At 61.2% G+C, this 16,985-nt stretch carries 17 protein-coding genes; 4 read left to right on the forward strand and 13 right to left on the reverse strand.

Annotated elements, in window-relative coordinates:
* Position 1: 1 nt before the first annotated feature.
* Positions 2-1,243, reverse strand: a complete 1,242-nt coding sequence (locus tag LF599_RS03105; protein ID WP_279522251.1) for a BMP family lipoprotein — start codon at positions 1,241-1,243, stop codon at positions 2-4.
* Positions 1,244-1,593: 350 nt separating this feature from the next.
* Here LF599_RS03105 and greA point away from each other — a divergent pair, with 350 nt between their 5' ends.
* The 4 genes from greA to LF599_RS03125 all read left to right on the forward strand — a co-directional run bounded on the left by greA (position 1,594) and on the right by LF599_RS03125 (position 6,161).
* A complete protein-coding gene (gene greA / locus LF599_RS03110) occupies positions 1,594-2,088 on the forward strand; it encodes a transcription elongation factor GreA (protein ID WP_279522252.1) in 495 nt (164 codons plus the stop codon).
* A gap of 65 nt (positions 2,089-2,153) precedes the next feature.
* Positions 2,154-2,930 (forward strand): hypothetical protein, encoded by a 777-nt coding sequence (locus LF599_RS03115; RefSeq protein ID WP_269942808.1) that lies wholly within the window; start codon positions 2,154-2,156, stop codon positions 2,928-2,930.
* Positions 2,927-3,571, forward strand: a complete 645-nt coding sequence (locus LF599_RS03120; RefSeq protein WP_279522253.1) for an RluA family pseudouridine synthase — start codon at positions 2,927-2,929, stop codon at positions 3,569-3,571. The genes LF599_RS03115 and LF599_RS03120 overlap by 4 nt, the downstream gene beginning before the upstream one ends.
* Before the next feature lie 406 nt (positions 3,572-3,977).
* A complete protein-coding gene (locus tag LF599_RS03125; RefSeq protein WP_279522254.1) occupies positions 3,978-6,161 on the forward strand; it encodes a glutamine synthetase III family protein in 2,184 nt (727 codons plus the stop codon).
* Positions 6,162-6,740: 579 nt separating this feature from the next.
* Here the strand turns inward: LF599_RS03125 and LF599_RS03130 are convergent.
* The 12 genes from LF599_RS03130 to LF599_RS03185 form a co-directional block, all read right to left on the reverse strand.
* Positions 6,741-7,193 (reverse strand): amphi-Trp domain-containing protein, encoded by a 453-nt coding sequence (locus LF599_RS03130; protein ID WP_279522255.1) that lies wholly within the window; start codon positions 7,191-7,193, stop codon positions 6,741-6,743.
* On the reverse strand, positions 7,190-7,945 hold the full coding sequence (locus tag LF599_RS03135) for a ParA family protein (RefSeq protein WP_279522256.1): 756 nt from the start codon (positions 7,943-7,945) through the stop codon (positions 7,190-7,192). Before LF599_RS03135 ends, LF599_RS03130 begins: the two co-directional genes overlap by 4 nt.
* 17 nt (positions 7,946-7,962) lie before the next feature.
* On the reverse strand, positions 7,963-8,148 hold the full coding sequence (locus LF599_RS03140; RefSeq protein ID WP_279522257.1) for a hypothetical protein: 186 nt from the start codon (positions 8,146-8,148) through the stop codon (positions 7,963-7,965).
* Between the two features lie 32 nt (positions 8,149-8,180).
* Positions 8,181-8,756 carry an amphi-Trp domain-containing protein gene (locus tag LF599_RS03145; protein ID WP_279522258.1) on the reverse strand — a complete coding sequence of 192 codons (576 nt, stop codon included), beginning with the start codon at positions 8,754-8,756 and terminating at the stop codon, positions 8,181-8,183.
* 26 nt (positions 8,757-8,782) lie between these two features.
* Positions 8,783-9,967: a GAK system CofD-like protein gene (locus tag LF599_RS03150; RefSeq protein WP_279522259.1), complete on the reverse strand. Its 1,185-nt coding sequence runs from the start codon at positions 9,965-9,967 to the stop codon at positions 8,783-8,785.
* An 11-nt stretch (positions 9,968-9,978) separates the two neighbouring features.
* On the reverse strand, positions 9,979-11,076 hold the full coding sequence (locus LF599_RS03155) for an HprK-related kinase B (protein ID WP_279522260.1): 1,098 nt from the start codon (positions 11,074-11,076) through the stop codon (positions 9,979-9,981).
* Positions 11,073-11,945: a GAK system ATP-grasp enzyme gene (locus LF599_RS03160; protein ID WP_279522261.1), complete on the reverse strand. Its 873-nt coding sequence runs from the start codon at positions 11,943-11,945 to the stop codon at positions 11,073-11,075. The genes LF599_RS03155 and LF599_RS03160 overlap by 4 nt, the downstream gene beginning before the upstream one ends.
* Positions 11,946-11,964: 19 nt before the next feature.
* Positions 11,965-13,617, reverse strand: a complete 1,653-nt coding sequence (locus LF599_RS03165) for a PhoU domain-containing protein (RefSeq protein WP_279522262.1) — start codon at positions 13,615-13,617, stop codon at positions 11,965-11,967.
* Positions 13,618-13,621: 4 nt separating this feature from the next.
* On the reverse strand, positions 13,622-13,888 hold the full coding sequence (locus LF599_RS03170) for an amphi-Trp domain-containing protein (protein WP_269942814.1): 267 nt from the start codon (positions 13,886-13,888) through the stop codon (positions 13,622-13,624).
* A gap of 17 nt (positions 13,889-13,905) precedes the next feature.
* Positions 13,906-15,066 carry a hypothetical protein gene (locus tag LF599_RS03175; RefSeq protein ID WP_279522263.1) on the reverse strand — a complete coding sequence of 387 codons (1,161 nt, stop codon included), beginning with the start codon at positions 15,064-15,066 and terminating at the stop codon, positions 13,906-13,908.
* 24 nt (positions 15,067-15,090) lie between these two features.
* Positions 15,091-15,615, reverse strand: a complete 525-nt coding sequence (locus LF599_RS03180; RefSeq protein WP_279522264.1) for a GAK system XXXCH domain-containing protein — start codon at positions 15,613-15,615, stop codon at positions 15,091-15,093.
* A gap of 346 nt (positions 15,616-15,961) precedes the next feature.
* Entirely contained in the window at positions 15,962-16,957 is a 996-nt protein-coding gene (locus tag LF599_RS03185; protein WP_279522265.1) for a Gfo/Idh/MocA family protein, read from the reverse strand.
* Positions 16,958-16,985 lie beyond the last annotated feature (28 nt).

Below are 16,985 nucleotides of genomic sequence, written 5' to 3' on the forward strand. Positions count from 1 at the left end.
CCTACTCGGGGGAGGACAGGCCTTCCATGCCTTCAAGCAGTTGTTCCATGTACCAGATCTGCTTGTCGGTGGCCGTTTCTCCGGTTTTCAGGAACGGGGTGCCGTCCTGATAGTTCAGGGGGCCGGTGAACAGTTTCAGTTCGCCGGAGCCCATCTTGGCGATGAACTTGTCGAGCTCGGCCTTGACCTCGGGAGTGACGCCCGGGCCGGGCATGAAGCCCACCGGAGACTTGTCGTGGCTGTTGTAGTCGGCCCAGTAGGGAGCGTCCCACTCGAAGCCGGGCTTGTAGGAGCCGTCGGCCACGGACTTGGCCAGGCGCAGGAAGCCGGGACCCCAGTTGAAGTAGGGGACGCCGAGGCAGATGTCGCCCTGGCCCTCGCAGGCTTTCTCGTAGTCGTAGGGCAGGGCCCAGACCTTTTTGCCTGCTTCGGCGCGCTGCTTGGCGACGATGACGTTGTCCGGGGTGTCGATGCCGGAGATGACCACGTCGTAGCCGGAATCGTAGAAGGAACCGGCCACCTGGGTCGGGTCGGCGGTCACGCCGGGGATGTTGAACCAGAAGCCGATCCACTTGACGTTGAAGGTCAGGTCCTTGGCGTCCATGCCGCGAACTTCGGTCCAGGCGTAGCGGGCGCCGAGATAGGCGGCGGACATGAGACGGCGGGTTTCCTCGTTGATGAGCGGGCCGACCACGCCGATCTTGCCGGTCTGGGTGGTCATGGCGGCGGTGAACCCGGCGAGCATCTTGGAGTAGATCATCTTGGCGAACAGGTTGCCCAGGTTGGCCGGAGCCTTGCCGGACCATGCGGAGTCGCCGGAGGCATGCACGAAAATCTTGTCGGGATGCATGGCGGCGGCTTCCAGGATACCGTCCTTCATGTCGTCGGAACCGGCGATAATCAGGTCCGCGCCCTTTTCGATCAGGTCGTCGACGACCTGCGGGATGGTCAGACCGGGACGGTCGGCCGGGTTGACCTTGTCGAGGTAGATCAGCTTGGCGCCGTCCATGTGGGTTTCGACGTACTTGCCGCCCTCGTACTGCGCCTGGCTGTAGCCCTTGTCGTTATAGGGACCGACCAGGATCAGGCCGATGGTGAATTCCTTGGCCTCGGTGGCGGCTTTTTCTACGGTTGCCGGGGCTTCCGCCTCGGTTTTCTTCTTGTCGGGTTCCGACGAACAGCCCAGGGCGACGAGCAGGCAAACGCCCAGGGCGAAAGCCGTCAGGGTTCGAAATCGCAACATCCTTTCCTCCATATATTGAGTGTCGTGCCCGGGGCAATCGAACGTCCCGGGAATTCTAAAGGCGGACAGCGGCGGGAGGCATCCCGTCAAAAAGACATACTTGGATTAGAAGTCGGGGTCGTGTCAACCGCTTACTGTCTGTGGTTGATGATATGAAAATATGTCTCGATATCTTCTCTCCCCCGGGGAAAGCGTCCGGATTAGCTTGACCCCGGCGATAGTATGTTCTATTTGAAGAACAGTCAGCCGGATTGACGTATATGCAGCCGCGTAGCTTTTTAAGGATTGCCGCGCGGCCTGTATCTTTTTTGTTACCCGGCGATGAAATCACTTTAGAGAGGTTTTTGACCATGGATCGCGTTCCCATTTCTAAGCAAGGGTTTGAAAAGATCACCAAGGAGCTTGAGGACCTTAAGGCCCAGCGCCCGGCTATCATCCAGGCCATCGCGGAAGCACGCGCGGAGGGGGACCTCTCCGAGAACGCCGGATACGACGCCGCCCGTGAGCGGCAGGGGATGTTGGAAGCCCGCATCAGCTACATCAATTCCCGTATGCCGTTGTTCGACGTCCTCGATCTGGATGCTCTCTCCGGCGAACGGGCCATCTTCGGCGCCACCGTTGAGGTGGAGGATATCGACACCGAAGAGCGGCGCACCTTTACCCTGCTCGGTCCCGACGACGCGGATCACAAGAAGGGTTCCATCTCCGTACTTTCCCCGATGGGCCAAGCCATTCTGGGAAAAGAGGAGGGCGATGAAGTCATCGTGGACGCCCCGCGCGGCCGCATTGAGTACGAAATCGTTTCCGTTCAGTTCCTTGGCGCTGCCGGGCTGAACCTCAGATAGTGCGAAAGCCGCATCTTGCATGACCCGCCCCGTCGTCTTCCGGCGACGGGGCGTTTTTATTTATTATGAGACCCACACCCATCCGTTTCACCGGGGAGTTCGACCCCGCAGTCGCCTGCCGGGGCAGGTGCGCCCGTTGCGATCGGGAGCACGTCCTTCCGGTCGGCCCGGCGCGCGGGCCCGCTCTCGACCTGTTCGAACGGATGGAGCGCGAAGGGCGTATCGATTTCGACGCCCCCGAGCCCGACCCGAGGTTTTCCACGGACTACCTCCACGGAGAGGCCGGCGGCCAGATGTTCGGCGTGCTTGCGGCCCGGGACGACTCGGGCGCGACCTTTGTTCTCAGAGCCTTCTCCGGCCAGTACAACTCCATATGGGAAGTGGAGGGATGGGTTCCGCCGCTTTTGGACACGGCCCGGTTCCGGCGCGAGACCAGCGAGGCCGAGCAACGGATCAAGGCCATGGGCAGGGAGATCGCCGGTCTGCCCGAGGGATCGCCCGGCCGCGATTCGCTCATTCGCCGTCGCCGGGAGGCCTCGGCCGCGCTCATGCGAGAGATCCACGCCATGTACAGGCTGCCCAACTTCCGGGGCGGGATCGCGCCCCTGCCGAAGGCTGTGTACCCGGAGGGCAATCCGCCCACGGGCACGGGCGACTGCTGCGCGCCCAAGCTGCTCGGCTGGGCCGCCCTCAACGGCCTGACGCCGCTGGGACTCGCTGAATTCTATTTTGGCAGGACAAACAGGTCTGGTTCGAAAGAGCACGGCCGGTTCTACACGTCCTGCCTGGACAAGTGCGGTCGCATCCTCGGCTTCATGCTCTGCGGCCTGGAGGACGCATGACCATATCGGAAGGGCTGAACATCGTTTACGAGGACGACTCCGTGGTGGTGGTCGACAAGCCGTCCGGCCTGTTGTCCGTGCCCGGAAAGGGCGAGGCCAATCAGGACAGCGTCGCCACCCGGCTCAAGGCCATGCGGCCCGGGTGCATCGACCAGCCCTCCGTTCACCGGCTTGACCAGGATACCTCCGGACTGCTCGCCCTGGCGTTGACCTCGGAGGCCCATCGCGACCTGTCCATGCAGTTCATGGACCGGCTGGTGGGCAAGCGGTACATCGCCCTTATAGACGGCGTTGTCGCCGAATCGGGCGGAGTCATCGAACTCAAGTTCCGCTTGGACCCGGACAACCGTCCGTATCAGGTCTATGACCCCGTGAACGGCAAGCTTGGCGTGACCCGCTGGCGAAACCTCGGCGTGGAGAACGGCCGTACCCGCGTCGAGTTCAAGCCGAACACCGGCAGGACCCACCAGCTTCGTCTGCATTCAGCCCACAAGAAGGGCCTCGGTTTTCCTATCGTCGGCGACCGGCTTTACGGCACCGGCACTGGTCCCGGCCAACTCAAGCTCCATGCCTCGCTTCTGCGGTTCCGCCATCCCGTCACTCGCGTTCCCCTGGAATTTATTTCCCCGGCTCCGTTTTGACCCATCTCCGTTTACACATCGAGCGGTCCGTGATGCCATTTTTGTGCTTTTTCCCCGGCGACCCCAAAATAGCCGTTTGCGTCCGCCAAAACGCCCGTGGTTACGGTCTGTTACACTTGCCAATTCCGTAAGAGACTTCCCCAGCTAAATGACGGGGTTGTGTGAAAACGGAATTTTTTTTGCAAATTTGTTATGCCGGATGGCCGAAAAAAGGGTGAAAAACTACATTTTCGTAGTAAATTTCGCGCGGCCGAAATAGTGATTCGACGTATCTTTTTGAATATACGGGTTTTTTTCTGTTTGGCATACAACTTGGTACAGAGGGCGTCTAGACAACAAGGGTCAGGCGCCCTTTGGCCGGCCGGACGCCGGAAAACCCACATCCAATTGCCTGAAGGAGCATTACATGAGCGGATATCAGACTCGTCAGAACGCGATCAATGCGGTGACCAATTACAAACCCAGCATCGAGCCGCTGAATTTCGCGGAGACCTCTCCGGCCGAGATTTTTGGTTCCAATGTCTTCACCGACAAGGTTATGAAGGGGATGTTGCCCAAGGAAGTCTACAAGTCCCTGATGAACACCAAGATGACCGGCGAGAAGTTGGACCCGTCCGTGGCCGGTCCCGTGGCCGCCGCCATGAAGGAATGGGCCATGTCCAAGGGCGCGACTCATTACACTCACGTCTTCTACCCCCTGACCGGCCTGACCGCCGAGAAGCATGACGGCTTTCTGAACCCCGACGGCGAGGGCGGCGCCATCGCCGAGTTCGACGGCAAGCTGCTGATCCAGGGCGAGCCCGACGCTTCCTCCTTCCCGTCCGGCGGCCTGCGCGCCACCTTTGAAGCCCGCGGCTACACCGCCTGGGACGTGACCAACCCGGCCTACATCCTTGAGAACACCAACGGCACCTTCCTGTGCATTCCCACCGCGTTCGTCTCCTGGAAGGGACACGCCCTGGACAAGAAGACTCCGCTGCTGCGCTCCAATCAGGCCCTGAACAAGGCCGGCCGCCGTTTCCTCAAGGTCTTCGGCACGGACGACGGCTCCATGGTCGTGTCCAACGCCGGTCCGGAGCAGGAATATTTCCTGCTGGACCGCAACTTTTTCTTTGCCCGTCCCGACCTGATGGTCTGCGGACGCACCCTGTTCGGCGCCAAGCCCTCCAAGGGCCAGGAGCTGGACGACCACTACTTCGGCGCCATCCCGCGCCGCGTGCTCTCCTTCATGATGGAGGTCGAGCGTGAGCTGTACAAGCTGGGCGTGCCGGTCAAGACCCGTCACAACGAGGTCGCTCCCGGCCAGTTCGAGATCGCTCCGGTCTACGAGCAGTCCAACCTTGCCACCGACCACAACCAGATGGTCATGATTACCCTGAAGGCCGTGGCCAAGAAGCACGGCATGGCCTGCCTCCTGCACGAGAAGCCCTTCGCGGGCATCAACGGTTCCGGCAAGCACCTGAACTACTCCATCTCCACCGCCACCCAGGGTTCCCTGTACGCTCCGGGCAAGACCCCGCACGAGAACATGCAGTTCCTGGCGGTCACCGCGGCCACCATCCGTGCCGTCGAGAAATACTCCAAGCTGCTCCGTTCCGTGGTCGCCTCCGCAGGCAACGACCATCGCCTGGGCGCCAACGAAGCGCCTCCGGCCATCATCTCCGTCTTCCTGGGCGACGAGCTGGCCGAGATCTTCAACCAGATCGAGCTGGGCGACCTCAAGGGCTGCAAGTCCAAGGGCTGCCTTGAAGTGGGCGTCGACACCCTGCCTCCCCTGCCCATGGATTCCGGCGACCGTAACCGCACCTCCCCGTTTGCCTTCACCGGCAACCGTTTCGAGTTCCGCGCTGTCGGTTCCAACCAGTCCATCGCCGGCGCTCAGGTCGCTCTGAACACCATCATGGCCGACTCCCTGGACTTCGTCACCGAAGAGATCCTCAAGATCACCGGCGGCAAGAAGGCCGGTTTGAAGGCTGCCTGCCAGAAGGTCCTTCAGGACATCATGAAGCAGCACGGCCACGTGATCTTCAATGGCGACGGTTATGCCGATGCATGGCAGAAGGAAGCTGCCAAGCGCGGCCTGCCCAACCTGAAGACCACCCCGGATGCGCTGCCCTCCATGATCGAGAAAGATGTGGTCGAGGTCTTCGAGAAGTACAGCGTCCTGTCCAAGGATGAACTGCACTCCCGCTACGAAATCTACCACGAGCAGTACAACCAGCACATCCTCACCGAGTCGCTGCTGGTCGTGAAGATCGCCAAGACGATCATCCTGCCCGCCGCCATCCGCTACCAGGGCGAGCTGGCTCAGGTCGCCGCGTCCATCAAGGCCGCAGGCATCGAGCCCCGCACCATCCTGCTTCAGGAAGTCACCGACAAGCTGCGCGACCTGCAGCAGAACATTCTGACGCTGGAAGAGATCATCGCCAAGGACGAGTTCGATTCCCCCGAGGAAGACGCCCGCTACAAGGTCGACAAGACCCTGCCCGCCATGCTCGCCATTCGCGAAGTGGCCGACAGCCTCGAAGGCATCGTGGCCGACGATCTCTGGCCTCTTCCCAGCTACCAGGAAATGCTCTTCATCAAGTAGTAGCGCGCCCCGAAACAAAAAAGAGGCCCCGGTTTTCCGGGGCCTTTTTTTTGTTTCGGCGCGCGTCGTCGGCTTCCGATAGCGGGCCGTCTGCACATTTTCCGAAGGGGGCTTTCATCCTCACGTAGAAGGCTACGCTGCGGTGAAAGCCCCCTTCGGAAAATGCACATCCGACCCACTCTCGAAAGCCTTACATTTTGCCAGCGCGAGAGCCGCTGTCGAGGGGGGCTTTGCCCCCTCGAATCGCTCCAGGTTGGGTGAAGAGGGGAGGAGCGTGGGGGCGTTACGGCGTGCCAGCGCGAGAGCCGCTGTCGAGGGTGGGCTTTGCCCCCTCGAATCGCTCCAGGTTGGGGGAATCCGGGCCATCCGTAATGCATAGAACAGGGCGTGTCGGAGATTTCCGTCCGCGAAGCGGCGATAAAAAGTTTGGGAAAAGAAGGGGATGGGGGTCCGGGGGAAGGGGAGGAAAGAACCCATTTCAAAGGGTTTTTCCACCCCATCCCCCCGCCGCCGGAGGCAAAAAAAAAGACGCGGCCGCGCACAGGTGCGGGGCCGCGTTCAATCACATTGTCCGGGGCGTTATTCGCCGGAGATTTTGATCGGGTCGATCCGGGAGCCGTCATCGAGCCATTCGAGCTCGATTTCGCATTTGGCCTTGTCTTTTTTGCGGGCGAGCTTGAGTTCTACCTGCATGGAGTCGGGCACGCTGAGGACAAGGGTTCCCTCCTCGTTTTCGGCGCGTATGACGCCGGATTCGAGGGAGTCGGCCAGGTCCTTGAGATAGGCGGCCAACTGGGGCGTGTCCATGGTCTGCTTGATCTTGATTTTGCCTTTGCCCATCGTATCCTCCTCGTTTTCGGTTCCGACGGGGCTGAACAGTCCTTTTCGCGGTGCGGCGGCTGGTCCGTCGGTTTTCCCCTTGTCTGATGGGGGCGTGGTTCGCGTGGTTTTGCCGGAGGGGCGGGCCGCGTCGGGCGCGGCATCGGGCGTGACCCAATCAAGAGGATTGGTCCCGAGTCTCTCGTCGCTCATGGGGCACCTCTGCGGAGCAGTTCCAGGGCCAGATTCCGATAATCGGCGGCCCCGTGGCTGCGGGGTTTGTAGGTGAAGATATCCTTGCCGAAGCTGGGTGCCTCGGCCAGGGAAATGTTGTCACGGATGGTCGTTTCCAGGAGGGCGTCGCCGAAGTAGTCCCTGATTTTGCGTCGGATTTCGCGGTTGAGCTTTTTGGTGCGCTGATATCGGGTCATGAGAATGCCGGTCAGGGCGAGGGCGGGGTTCCAGCCCTTGCGGATGACCTTGACCGTTTCCATGAGTTTTCCCAGGGATTGCAGGGCCAGAAATTCGGGCTGCACCGGGACGAGTAGCTCCCCGGCGGCTACCATGGCGTTGAGAGTGAGCATACCGAGGTTGGGCGGGCAATCGAGGATGGCGAAGTCGTAGCCTGAGACGGTGGAAAGCGCGTCGCGCAGGCGGGATTCGCGTTTTTCGGCGGAGGCCAGATCGACCTCGGTTCCGGCCAGGGCCACGGAGGCGGGCACCACGTGTAGCGGGCCGACCTCCATGGTCACTGCGCCTGTGGGACATTCACGCATCAGGACCGCGCTGACGGTCCGGGGCAGCTCGTGGGCCATTATGCCCAACGAGTACGTCAGATGCGCCTGGGGATCGAGGTCCAACAGCAGCACGCGTTGGTCCTGCCGGGCCAGGGCGGCCCCCAGGTTCACGGCAGTGGACGTCTTGCCCACGCCCCCCTTCTGGTTCAGCACCGCGATAGTGCGCATTATCCCCGAAGCCTCGCCTAGTGCGTGGTTTGAAGGGTTATCTTCTTGATGATGTATTCCCTTCCGTAGCGGTCGGTCAGGGAGTTGATCCGTTCGAGAATGCGATCCCGTTCGGCCTCGACCAGGTCGGGGTTTTCCTCTTCGATGCCGAACAGGTCGGCCACCTCGTTCCACTCAAAGGATTGATCTTGTGTTTCAGCCATTGTCTTGATCTCCGCAATTTGCAGTGACGGTGTTATTTCTTTCCGGCCGATTTGGCCGGTCTCTTGGCGGTGGGCTTTCTCGCCGCGCTCTTTTTGGCCGCCTTGGCCGGGCTTTTGCCGGTAGCGGCCTTCGGGGCCGCGGACTTGGCCGCGGATGCAGGCTTGGCCTCGGGTTTTGGCGCGGGTTCGGATTTGGGCTCGGGTTTGGCCGGGACCTTGGATTCGGGCACGGCGGGCTGCTTTGCCTCCGCGTTTTTTGCCGGTGGCATGGCCGGTTCTTTGGCGACCGGAGCCTGGGCCTCGGGCTTGACGGCGGGCGCGCCGCCTTGGGGCTGCACCGCCGGGGCGGCGTGAACGGTGTCGCCGATTTTCAGATCGGTTTCGGACGTATCGTTCCAGCTCAGCTCGAAGCCGATCTTCTGTTTGTCGTTCTTGACCTTGGCCTCGACCTTGACGGCCACCTGGGCCGAAGGCTTCATGACCACCTGCTCCTCGCCGCTCTCCAGCACGATGGTGCCGGATCGAAAGCTCTTGGCGATGTCTTCGATGTAGGACACCGCGTCCTTGTACTCCAGGACCTTCTTGACGCTGAGTTTCTGCTTTTCCACGTTCGCAACCTCCTTTCGGTTGGCCGTCAGCAAAGCGACAGCAAAAATTCGCTTATTGCGTGTCCGTCGAGGAACGGAGCGCTCCGCTCGGTGACGAGCGGCCCGTCGATGACCGTGAAGCCGTTTGCCTTCAGCCGGTCCTTTCCTATGCCCCCCGCGTATTCGCCGTTTTTCGAATCCACCAGAATGTATCCGAGGACTTCGGCGTCCGTGCTCCCGGCATCGGCCGAAAGATGGCGGCAGAGGACTTCCGCCTGGTCCGCCACGGACATCCCTGTTGTTTCGGGGTCGGCCCCGGTGGATGGTATGAACACCTTGGGGCAGGTGTTGGAGGCCACGGCCTTGCCCACGCCGTCGGCCAGCAGATTGGCCACCACGCTGGAGTAGAAGCTGCCCGGCGGGTAGCAGATGAGGTCCGCCTTGCCGATCCAGTCCTTGATCTTGTTGCGGATGGCGGTGTGGGTTTTTTCGTCGGAATCCAGGGAAGGAGTCAGCCAGATGTCTTCCACGGGCGAGGTTATCGGCGCGGATTCCTTGCCGGTAATCATGTGCTGGCCCACGATGGTTTGACCGTCGGCCAGGCGGACTGCCAGATGCAGGTCCTTGTTCACGGTGGGACGGACCACGCCGCAGACCTGGACCAGCTTGGAGAAAAGATAGATGACCGGGTCGAGCTGGCGGCGATTGGACAGATAGCCCGCCGTCAGGACCAGATTCCCGATGCTCGCGCCCCTGAGATCGAAGTCCGTGGGCATACGGTCAAGAAATTCGTAGAAATGGTTCCGGATGAGCTTGCGCATGGGGTCCGGGATGCGCCGGACAAGGGGATGCACGCCCGTGGCCATGGCGTCGAGCTCCCCGCGCAGGAACTCGTTTTCCGCTTCCTTGGGCAGGCGGTGGGTGAAGAGGCTGTAGATTTCGGGGTTGCCCTTCACGGACTGGTCGGCAAGGGCCATGAGCCGGTTGCGGATGTCGCCCACGGCGGGCATTCCGAAGGCCCGGCGGATGACCGCCGAGCTGCCGCCCGAGTCGAAGGGGGTGATGAGATGGATGGAGTTGTGCGTGTAGCGGATCAGTTCCCGGGAGGTGTCGCGCAGGGCCGAGCCGCCGCTGAAGAAGAGCACGGACGGACCGAGTTCGGGGGCTCGCCTGAACTGCTCAAGTTTGCGGGGATCGGGAATGGTGACGTTCCTGGTGACTCGAATGCGCAATGTCCGCTCCATCAATCGGTTGGGAGAAGGCCGGTTTTCATGTAATGCAAGCATACCTCGGAAGCTCGGTCGAAGTCTATGCCTCCGGAGATTTCTATGAGGTCCGCTCCGGCCAGGAGATCGGCGTAGGCGTCCTCGTCGGGGTCGCCGCTTCGCGCCGGATCGTCCGGGAGATAGAACAGGCCCGTGGACTTCATGAACGCGGGCAGGAGATCCTTGCGCTCTCTCGGGTCCACGAGGCTTGCGCGCATGGGCAGGTCTTCGCGCTTCCAGTTGAGAATGACCAGGCCGTTCATGGGACAGCGCAGTTCGAACCGGCCCGGTCCGTAGCATTCGTCGATGAGGGCGTCGTATTTGTGTTCAAGTTGCCACAGCTCGTCCGGCGGCATGGACAGGAAGCGTTCGCGCAGGTCCGGCTCCACGATGCGGCACAGGTCCGGGTTGTGCAGGGCGGTGCCGGGGTTGATGCGGGGCTGTTTGGCCACTCCGTACATGAACAACCCCTCGCCGTTCTTCTCAACCATGATCCGGTCGTTGGAGACGAAGATAGTGCCCTTGCTCATGAGGTGCAGGGCCAGGGTGGATTTGCCCGCGCCCGAGAATCCGGCCAGAGAGATGCCGCGCTCGCCCGAACGGACGCCCGCGGCGTGCCCCAGGAATCCGCCCCGGTTGAGCTTCCATTCGATGAACCTGTTGTTGATGAAATTGATGACCTGGTTGGAGTTCTCCAGGCACGGCCCCACGGCCACGTTTTCGCCCTCGCCGAAGATGAAGTGCATTCCGGTCAGCCGCTTGCGCACGACCCGGCCGCCGGGCAGGTCGATCCATTCTTCCTTGATCTTGGTCTTGCCGGGATCGGGCTGCTTGACGTTGAAGTCGAGATCGGACTCCGGGGCCGGGGTCTCGTGAGCCGAGACGACGATGGCGGAATCGCCGCTCTCGGCGACGAATTCCTTGAAGTAGTCGGCCAGGGCGTCGTTGAGTTCGTCCGAGGAACTGTCCACCCGGATGCGGCAGCCGCCGAGGTCGAGGAAAAGTGTGCGGGAGGCGGGGCGTGCCGTCTTCACGGCCTCGGCCAGTTCCCTGCGGGTCGTGCCGGTCAGTTTCATTTCAGTTTCTCCATGACGTAGTCCACGTAGCGCGCGGCCGCGTCGATGCCGCTGGTTTCCTGGATGCCCCGGAAGCCTCCGAACACGGAGACCTCGAAGACGTATGGGCCGTCGTCGGTGATGGCAACGTCCACACAGGTGAAGTCGAGGTTGAAGTTGGCCTGGGCCCGACGGGCCAGCTCTATGATCTCGGGGGCGGGCTCGTAGCTCCTGTACTTGCCGCCCGAGGCCGTGGTGGTGTTCCACGCCCCGTTGGTCTTGCACCGGGCGTAGGTGGTCAGATATTCGCCGCCGAGGAAGGCGATGCCCAGGTCCAGGTCGCCCAGGTCGATGGTCTTCTGGATGTACATGATCGGGTGCTCGGTCCGGTACTCCTCGATGGCCGCTCTGGCGTCGGGACCGTTCTTCAGCACGAACATGCCGCGCGCCTTGGAGGTGTAGAGGGGCTTGAACACGGCTTCACCGTAGTTCTCCAGCGCCGTCATGGCCTGGTCCACGCTTTCGGTGATGGTCGTGGGCGGCATGGGGATGTCCTTGAGCTGGAGGGAGATGGTGCAGGACAGCCGGTCCAGGGCGCGCAGGATGGAGTAGGGCGAGCTGAATATCCGAAGCCCCTTCTCGTGCAGGTAGCGAAGTACCTCCAGCCGGTCCAGGAGGTCCGGGGAATAGCGCGCGCCGATCTTCTTGATGATGAGGGCGTCGAAGTCGTTGAGGGTGTGCCCGTTGTAGTATGCGTTGCCCGACGGCAGGTCCAGGCGGACGTCCTCCATGTTGATGAGCACGCGTTCGCCGCCGGTTTTCTCGGCCACGGTGTCCGCCAGCTTTTCCGAGGACCAGCCTCCTTCGATGCCTATGACTCCTATCTTCACGAAAAGGCTCCTTGGTTGCCTAGTAGTAGAGGACGTCTTCGGGCAGGGAGAACCGCTCCCATGCCCCGCCCCGGAATTGGTGTATCTTTTCCAGCAGGAACATGGACCTGTTGTACATTTCCTTGGCGAACTTGAAGTTCAGCTCGAACCGTGTGGAAGTGTAGAAGGACCGCGCCAGGGCGAACGCCAGCCGCGCCTGAACCGTGTGGTCGTCGTGGCGCTGGGCGAATTGGAGGATGAATTTGTAAAACTGCTCGATGACCGAATTGAGGCGGGCGCGGTGCGCGCTGTCGAAGATGGGGACGCGGAAGTTGGACACCAGGAAGACCGATGCGTCCTGGATGTAGTCGAAGTCGCGCGAACGGTACAGGTCGATGTAGTGAATCTGCTGGGCCTCGTGGTTGTAGACCACGTTGTTGATGTTGAAGTCGCCGTGGATGAACACCGAGAACGGCGCTTCCAGTTCGTCTTCGAGTTTCGCGCAGGCTTCGAGCAGGGCCTTGGTGGAGGCGACCTCCGAGGAGCCCAGGCTTTTGGGGTCGCGCCAGAACTGGGGATGGGTCTGGAGCACGCCTTCCAGCCGGGATTGGATCTGCCGGATGTAGTTGGTCTTGATGGGCAGGCGGACCATGGTGGTGCCCCAGGTCTCCAGCAGGGTGTTTTCCAGGATGAAGAGCGCGTTGCGGACCAGCTCGGCATCGCCCGAGAGGATGACCTCGTCCAGGGTGCAGCCGTTGAGGAACTCCACCAGCATGGACCCCTTGTCGGCGTCCTCGTGGAAACCGTAGATGTCGGCCACCAGGTTGGGGAATATCTGCTTCCAGCGCTGGATGGACTCGCGTTCCTTGCGGATTTTTTCCAGGCTTCCTTCCTTGTAGATGGAGCCCTGCTTTTTTTCCTCGGGCGTTAGCTCGCTTTCGCGGGTCTCGACCTTGCCGATGCGGCAGCCGGAGCGGGTGCCCCAGATGGCGCTGAAGTCGATGTCCGAAAAAGAGTCGCTGAATCCGGATTTGCTCAGGGTCTGCTGCAACGCCTCGAACTGCTCGATCTTGATGCGCTCACCCAGAAGGGAGAAGATGATCGCCTCGCCGATGTTCAGCAGCGCGTCGCCCACCCGTTCGAAGTATCGGAAGATGAACAGCACCGTAATCAGGGATTGGGCATCGCGGCCCATGCCCATTTCGTTCATGACCCGGTCGAAGCGGACCTTGTACACGTCGTCGAGCAGGGGCTCGGCCTTGCAGATGTAGAGCGCCTTGGACATGTCCTCGTTGTCGAAGGAATCCAGGATGCTCCCCAGCCGGTCAAGGATGATCTCGAAGACCTCGGTGTAGCCGTAGCGCTGCACGAAGGACTGATCGTCGAGATATTGCATCTGCTTGACGATGTTGACGAAATAGTCGGCGATCTTTTCGAGGTTCACGCAGATGACCTGGATGGCGCGGATCTTGTTGAGCTGCCGCTTGTCCAAGGTCCGGTCCGAGTGGATGCGCGAATAGCACTTGTTCTCGATGATCGTCTTGAGGTTGTCGATGTAGTCGTCTCGCGAGGTGATCTTGGCGTACCGCTTGCGTGAAGGGGCGTCCATGAACTTCTGCGTGGAGCGGGCCTGGTTTTCCACCTCGTAGACGATGAACTTGAAGTTCTCGCCCAGTCCTTCGAATGTAATCATGGGCTCAGCGAACCTTGAGGAAGGCGTTTTCCGACGCCTGGACGGATGTGGATTCCTTCCAGGTCACCTTGATGGAGAGCTTGTTTTCCGTCCCTTTCTTCTTGGCCTTGACCGTGAAGTTGAGAAGGCCCTGGGGTTCGAGATGAATCTCGTTGCCGTTGGTGGACAGGTCTATGGAATGTTTTTCGAATCCCTCGATGAGGGCTTCGAGGAAGTTCTTGATGGTATCACAGTCCTGGAGCGAATCGAATACGAATTTTTCTTCTGCCATGGGGTGTCCTTGCCTGCCTATCCCGCCAGGCGGGCTTTGTATTCTTTGATGATCGAACGTCTGGAGATGTTGTTGATGATGAGCTTCTTGCGGATGCGCAGGTCGTCCCAGGCGGGCTGAAGGCCGATTTCTCGGGCCGCCTTGTCCGAATCCTGCTGCTCCAGAGGCTTGGTCTTCTCGCCCATGTGGCAGTCGTCGCCCATGAAGATGAGCTTGTCCCTGCCCGAGGCGCGTCGGCCGTTCTGTTCGTTGACCACGGAAATGAGAAATTCGGTGTATTCCTGCGACTGGGGGTTCCAGACCTCGATGCCGTCCACGTCGTAGTCGCGCAGCAGGATGGGCCAGAATTGCTCCGGGTGGGGGATGACGATGCAGCCTCCCAGGGACCGGACCTCCTCGATGACCTCGCTGGCCCGGTAGAAGAAGGACAGGTCGAAACCCTCCTTGACCAGCTTCTTGACGACCTTGAGGTATGCCTGGACCCGGTCCACGGCGTTGTCGCCGAGCTCGCCCCGCATGGCGTCGAACCAGTTGCGCAGCAGCTTGTTTTTGACCGACAGGCGCGGGACATCGGTCCAGTGCTCGTCGAGGAGACGCTCCACCTTGGAGACGTTGATCCGGACGAAATCGATAAGTTCCTGATCGGCTCCCGTCGCCTTGGCGGCGCGCTCGATGCGGGCCTCGTCGGGCTTGGTGATGGTGTGCATGAAGTCGAAGAGCTGACCCGAACGGTATTTGAAGGTGTGGGCCAGCATGGACTTGAGCACGCCCGCGTCCGCGACCCGCTCGTTGGTGAAATGCAGCAGGAGCTGCACCTTTCGGTTGAAGCCGGAGGAGAAGCAGTCCACCTCCACCCCGGTGTAGCCGTCCCAGCTCATGAGCTGGTTGTGCTGGGTGGGGATGAGCAGTTCGTCCGTGCGGTTGGGGAACATGGCGTCCACCCGGGTCCGGATATGCTCCATGGGCACGAATTCCGGGTGCCAGTGCACGGCCAGCAGGGCCTCCTGGCGGACATGGACCTGTTGAGGGGTGACCACCTGCTCCACCTGCCACGGTTCCAGGTCCGTGGAGACCACGGCGAAGAACCGCGCCTGGTCGGCTTCGGTGATTTCCTCGTCGATGTGGGCCGGGAAGGCACGGCAGTCGCAGGCCTTCGGGTCGTTCTTGATGAGTTTCATGGGCGTCGTTCCGGGTCGGGTGTTTCAGTCATATTTGGCGTGGCAACGCCCCTTTTCATGGACCAGGGCGTCCACGGCGGCGTGCATCCGTTCCAGGTCGCCGGATTCATAGGCGGCCTTGAACTCCGCGCAGGCGGCCGTGTAGCTTTCGTAATATTCGTCCCCGTAGCCGGGGTATGTGACCATGAGAGCCGAGTCGGCCAGGAAGGCGTCCACGGCCTCCTGGGGCGGCACGCTGCCGTCGTGGATCATCTTGAGCAGTATCTTGAAGCTGGAGCGCATACGCTTCTTGAGGGCCTTGTACTTGGGCTTTTTTGGCTGCCCGTCTTCGCCGACGACCTCCTCCGTACAGGGCTTGGCTGCCTTGAACTTGGCCTTGAGGCTGATCTGTCCGTATTCGTTCTTCACGCCGATCTTGATCTTGCGGAAATCGTCCACGCAGGCGAACTCGTCATGTCCGCCGTTTTCGACGGCATCGGCCAGTTCGCGGAAGAAGGCGGCAAGCTCCTTCGGGTCAAGATATTTGCTGATGGTCATGTCGTTGCTCATAGAGGACTCCAATGGAATTAATTGTTATCTGTATACCTGAAAAAAACAGTTCAAGACAATGTGCTTCACAGGATTGTCACAATTATTCACACAGGAAGGGGAGGTGAAGAGCGGGGCCGGGAAGCCGCCTCTGTTTCATTTGGGAGGGATGTCGCCAATAGGGCGGTCATGCCCGAAAGGCGCATGGCGCGTTTTCATTATGGATTTTAATTCGGCCGCCGCCATTGGGCGGATCGCTTTGCCGGGTAGTCGCTTCAATTCCTGATGGACGGCCGGGCGCGACTCGGGGGCGCGGTCCCGTGCGTCCGGCCTCTTTTTTCCCTATCTGTCGGCGGTCAGGGGCCGGTCAGCAGGCGAGCCATTCCCCGAGGCGGGCGCTTCGGGCGAGTGTTTCGAGAACGTGCATATTGTCGAAGGCGTCGGAGAGCGGGGTGGGCACATCCGTGTTCTCAAGGATGGCCTCGGCGAACAGTTCGGCCTGGATGGCGTACTGGTCGTAGGCGTCGAAGGTGATGGTCTCGATGACTCCCGCCGCGTCGTCCTGGAGAAGGATGATGCACGGCCTGTCGGGCGGGGCGTTGAAGGGGATGGGAATCTGGATGCGGCCCGTGGTGCCGAAGATGTCGACTTGCTGGTAGGGGGTGAGCTGCGTGGAGCAGGTGAAGGAGGATATCCTGCCGCCGAAGTCCATCATGCCGGAGAAAAGCCGGTCGGTGTTGAACTCGGGGTCGATGTCGGAGAAACCCGCGACGCGTTCGGGTTCGGAATCGAAGATAAGTCGGGACAGGGAGATGCTGTAGCAGCCTATGTCCATGAGCCCGCCGCCGCCTATGTCGGCCATGTTCCGTATGTTGGCGGGGTCGTCGTTGTAATAGGAGAAGAAGGACTGGATGGCGGTCGTTTCACCGATGGCCCCGGACCGGACAAGCTCCGCGGTTTTGATCCACTGCGGATGGAAGCGGTACATGAACGCCTCCATTATCTTGAGCTTCGGATGCTCGGCGGCGGCGTCGAGCAGGGTCTGGGCCTCGTCCGAGGTCAGGGCCACGGGCTTTTCGCAGAGCACGTGCTTGCCCGCTTCGAGGGCGGCCTTGGCCCAGGGCGTATGCAGGTGGTTGGGCAGCGGAATGTAGACCGCGTCGATGTCGGGATCGCCCAGCAGATCTTCGTAGCTGCCATAGGCTTTGGGAATGTTCAGCTCCAGTGCGGCCCGGCGGGCGCGGTCCTCGTCGCGGGAGGCGATGGCCGTGACCTCGCAGTTCGAGGCCTGGCGCATCCCCGGTATTACCTTGGTGCGGCCGATCTTGGCCGTGGAAAGAACGCCGATACGGACTGTTTTCATGGGTCCCCCAGGGTTGACGGTGATTGCC

The organism is Pseudodesulfovibrio thermohalotolerans (assembly GCF_021353295.2).
In the GTDB taxonomy this organism is placed as follows: domain Bacteria; phylum Desulfobacterota; class Desulfovibrionia; order Desulfovibrionales; family Desulfovibrionaceae; genus Pseudodesulfovibrio; species Pseudodesulfovibrio thermohalotolerans.

What these genes read in the sequence shown, in the direction of transcription:
- LF599_RS03105 (WP_279522251.1), bottom strand. Translation starts at nt 1,243, where the DNA reads ATGTTGCGATTTCGAACCCTGACGGCTTTCGCCCTGGGCGTTTGCCTG.
- LF599_RS03175 (WP_279522263.1), bottom strand. Translation starts at nt 15,066, where the DNA reads ATGAAACTCATCAAGAACGACCCGAAGGCCTGCGACTGCCGTGCCTTC.
- LF599_RS03130 (WP_279522255.1), bottom strand. Translation starts at nt 7,193, where the DNA reads ATGAGCGACGAGAGACTCGGGACCAATCCTCTTGATTGGGTCACGCCC.
- LF599_RS03120 (WP_279522253.1), top strand. Translation starts at nt 2,927, where the DNA reads ATGACCATATCGGAAGGGCTGAACATCGTTTACGAGGACGACTCCGTG.
- LF599_RS03185 (WP_279522265.1), bottom strand. Translation starts at nt 16,957, where the DNA reads ATGAAAACAGTCCGTATCGGCGTTCTTTCCACGGCCAAGATCGGCCGC.
- LF599_RS03125 (WP_279522254.1), top strand. Translation starts at nt 3,978, where the DNA reads ATGAGCGGATATCAGACTCGTCAGAACGCGATCAATGCGGTGACCAAT.
- LF599_RS03115 (WP_269942808.1), top strand. Translation starts at nt 2,154, where the DNA reads ATGAGACCCACACCCATCCGTTTCACCGGGGAGTTCGACCCCGCAGTC.
- LF599_RS03140 (WP_279522257.1), bottom strand. Translation starts at nt 8,148, where the DNA reads ATGGCTGAAACACAAGATCAATCCTTTGAGTGGAACGAGGTGGCCGAC.
- greA (WP_279522252.1), top strand. Translation starts at nt 1,594, where the DNA reads ATGGATCGCGTTCCCATTTCTAAGCAAGGGTTTGAAAAGATCACCAAG.
- LF599_RS03180 (WP_279522264.1), bottom strand. Translation starts at nt 15,615, where the DNA reads ATGAGCAACGACATGACCATCAGCAAATATCTTGACCCGAAGGAGCTT.
- LF599_RS03170 (WP_269942814.1), bottom strand. Translation starts at nt 13,888, where the DNA reads ATGGCAGAAGAAAAATTCGTATTCGATTCGCTCCAGGACTGTGATACC.
- LF599_RS03165 (WP_279522262.1), bottom strand. Translation starts at nt 13,617, where the DNA reads ATGATTACATTCGAAGGACTGGGCGAGAACTTCAAGTTCATCGTCTAC.
- LF599_RS03135 (WP_279522256.1), bottom strand. Translation starts at nt 7,945, where the DNA reads ATGCGCACTATCGCGGTGCTGAACCAGAAGGGGGGCGTGGGCAAGACG.
- LF599_RS03155 (WP_279522260.1), bottom strand. Translation starts at nt 11,076, where the DNA reads ATGAAACTGACCGGCACGACCCGCAGGGAACTGGCCGAGGCCGTGAAG.